Below are 2,583 nucleotides of genomic sequence, written 5' to 3'. Positions count from 1 at the left end.
CAGCGGATCCACGATCATGGTGGCCGCCAGTGCGGACAGTTGTTGTTGCGCCGCCACGAGCGCCCCGTCGGCGGTAACGACGTCGACGCGGCGTAGATCCTGGCGGCAGAACGCCATCACCCGCCGCGGATGCGTGACCCGGTCACGGCTGCGGCGTTGCGGACACCGGTAGGTCTCGGTGACCCGACCCAGCCAGGCCACCGTGGAAAACGGGACCTGCTCACACGAGGGACACCGCACCCGCAGATGCACCTGATGGCGCTCACACACCAGCTGTAGCGGGCTGAACCACCCGGCCTGCCACCGCGGGTCGGCATCGGCGAGACAACACGGGCAGAACCGCGAGCCGGGCCGCGGCTTGTAGTCGACGCAGTGATAATTGGTCAGGTACTGGCGAAGCGCCACGTCGAGCGGCACCGGAGCGACGGACGCCTGAAGGCCGGTGATCGGTAGACCCAGTGTCGCGGACAACACACCCGTATCGGCGGCCAGCGCCGCCGATACCGCACCCACACTCGCAGGTTGGGCCCGGATTCCGGTGTGCTGCAACACTTGCCGCGGAGTCAGGCCGTAGCGGTGCGAAACCCGGACCAACCAGCCGAACACCGCTTCCCCGTCACCGACCGGCACCGCGATCGGCCACCGGTCGATGCCACCGCCGCGCACCGTCACTATCGGCCGGGACTGCGGCGTGGGACCGCGATCAGCCGATCGGGCTGGCGGTCTGTGCGGCATTGTCCATCTCGACCCCGCCGATGACGTCGGCGTCGATGGTCTCGCCACCGGTGCCGATGGCCCGCGCACACGCCCGATCGAGCAGCGACGTCAACGAGGCGATGTAGCCCTGAGTGCGTCGATGCAGCAGCTGCGCATGATCGGTCAACATCCCCGGGTGGGCGTCGGCGAGAGCGATGTGAGATTCCAGGACGCGCAGCAGATCGACCCAGCCGCGGAAACCGTCGTCGGTGCCCAGCGTGAACGGCACCACCGGGCATCGGGTGGCGCGGCGGCTGGTCTGCGCGTAGGCCGCCTCCTCACCGATCATGCCTTCGTCGAAGAACTTCTTCTCCGCCAATCCGACACCGACGAAGATGAACGTGACCGCCATCTCGTTGGCCAGCGACTTGAGATGATTACTCACCGTGAGTCCGTCACGGTGCCGAAAATCGATGAAATGCACGTCGTCGATCACGATCAACCGGGTCTCGCAACTGCGGACGCAATCGATCGCCAGGTCTGCCAATTCGAACCGGGTTGCCGCCGTCCCTGCCGGGTGGCCGTAGAAGTTCAGAATCTTCTGATTCAACGCCTTGAGGGTGATGCTTGCCTTGAGCGGGATGAACGCCACCGGCAATCGTTGATGACCGTCGATCGTGGTCGGCCCGTACCGGCGGTACTGCAGCCGGTGGAAATCCTTGCCGTACCGGGTCGCGATGGTCGTCTTCCCGAGCCCGGGTTTCGCGTCGATGACCACCGAACCCCGCGCCCGGTCACCATCTCGTCGCGCCGACGCCATCACCTGATCGATGATCGCGAACGCCGAGGTCAATTGTTGGGTTCGCACGATCGGCAGATTCGCATTCCACACCATCCGCGCCTCCGTGTAGTCCGCCAGAGACTCCGCATCGAGGCGACCCATCTCCGCACGAGTCAATACCGGCAACAGCGCTCGACGCGGCGCGTTGACGAACCGGTCCCAGCCCTGTTTGCGCGAGAGCACGAACGGCTCGGTGTCGTTGCCGCGCAACCACATTCCCCACGGATTGCTCAATCCTCGAACACCTCCAACCCGTCCGCGTCCGGATGGGTGGCGTAGTACCGGGCGAAGACGTCGACGTCGTCGACGACCTCCATCCGGCTCTGCGACTCGTCGCGGTGGGCGAGGAAATCCGCCACCGATGGCAGCGCGGCCACCTGCCGCGCCTGCTCGACAGTGCTGGGCACACCGGCATCGTCATCGTCGCCGGCCCGTTGCGCGCTGAGCCGCCGCGCCAACGCGCGGTCTCGGCGGGCGAGGACCTCGCCGCTGCTCCACTGGTCGAGCAGTGCGGCAACCGCGTGCTGCGGGTCGACGTGGCGGTGCGTGCGGACGCTGACCTTCTTCGCATAATCCGCGGCGTCCGCGCTGAACGGTGCGGTCAGTCCGTGCGCGTGTTCCCACTCCAACCGGTACCACCGACCGGTATCGGGATCATGAAAATAGGCGAACCGGACGTCGTGGGCGTCGATGGAGAACGGCCACTGTCCGGCGTGGACGCCACCGTAGGGTGATCGGCGGTTGCGATGCAGATTCAGCCCGGCCCCGTCGTAGCGGCGGCCATGGATCTCGACACCGTAATGGTGGATCATGCGCCAGACCACGTCGAGGAACTCGTACGCCATGCCCGGTCGCGCCGGGAGCCGCACCGACCCGGCCCGCATCATGACGATCTCGAACATTTCCGCCGGCGAAAAGCGGGAATCGGGCAACTGCGGCACACACAAACCCGCATGTTTCGTGTGGTGATACACCGTGCCGACCCACTCGCGGATGATCTGTTCCAGCTCGGCCACGTAGTAGAAGGCCTCGCCCTCGATATCGTG

The 2,583-nt window shown here is 66.2% G+C and carries 2 protein-coding genes and 1 pseudogene; all 3 read right to left on the bottom strand.

Annotation, left to right across the window (positions count from 1 at the left end; genetic code table 11):
* On the bottom strand, positions 1-735 hold a 735-nt coding region (locus FOY51_RS27015), incomplete at its 3' end, for a TniQ family protein (protein WP_149433361.1).
* Positions 704-1,771 (bottom strand): AAA family ATPase, encoded by a 1,068-nt coding sequence (locus FOY51_RS27010; protein WP_149433360.1) that lies wholly within the window; start codon positions 1,769-1,771, stop codon positions 704-706. The genes FOY51_RS27015 and FOY51_RS27010, both read right to left, overlap by 32 nt.
* Positions 1,768-2,583: pseudogene (locus FOY51_RS27360) on the bottom strand (integrase); the annotation flags it as partial. The gene FOY51_RS27010 and the pseudogene FOY51_RS27360, both read right to left, overlap by 4 nt.

It is taken from the genome of Antrihabitans cavernicola (genome assembly GCF_008297975.1).
GTDB lineage: Bacteria > Actinomycetota > Actinomycetes > Mycobacteriales > Mycobacteriaceae > Antrihabitans > Antrihabitans cavernicola.
The sequence above is the reverse complement of the archived record's forward strand: the minus strand, read 5'-3'. Positions and strand labels throughout refer to the sequence as shown.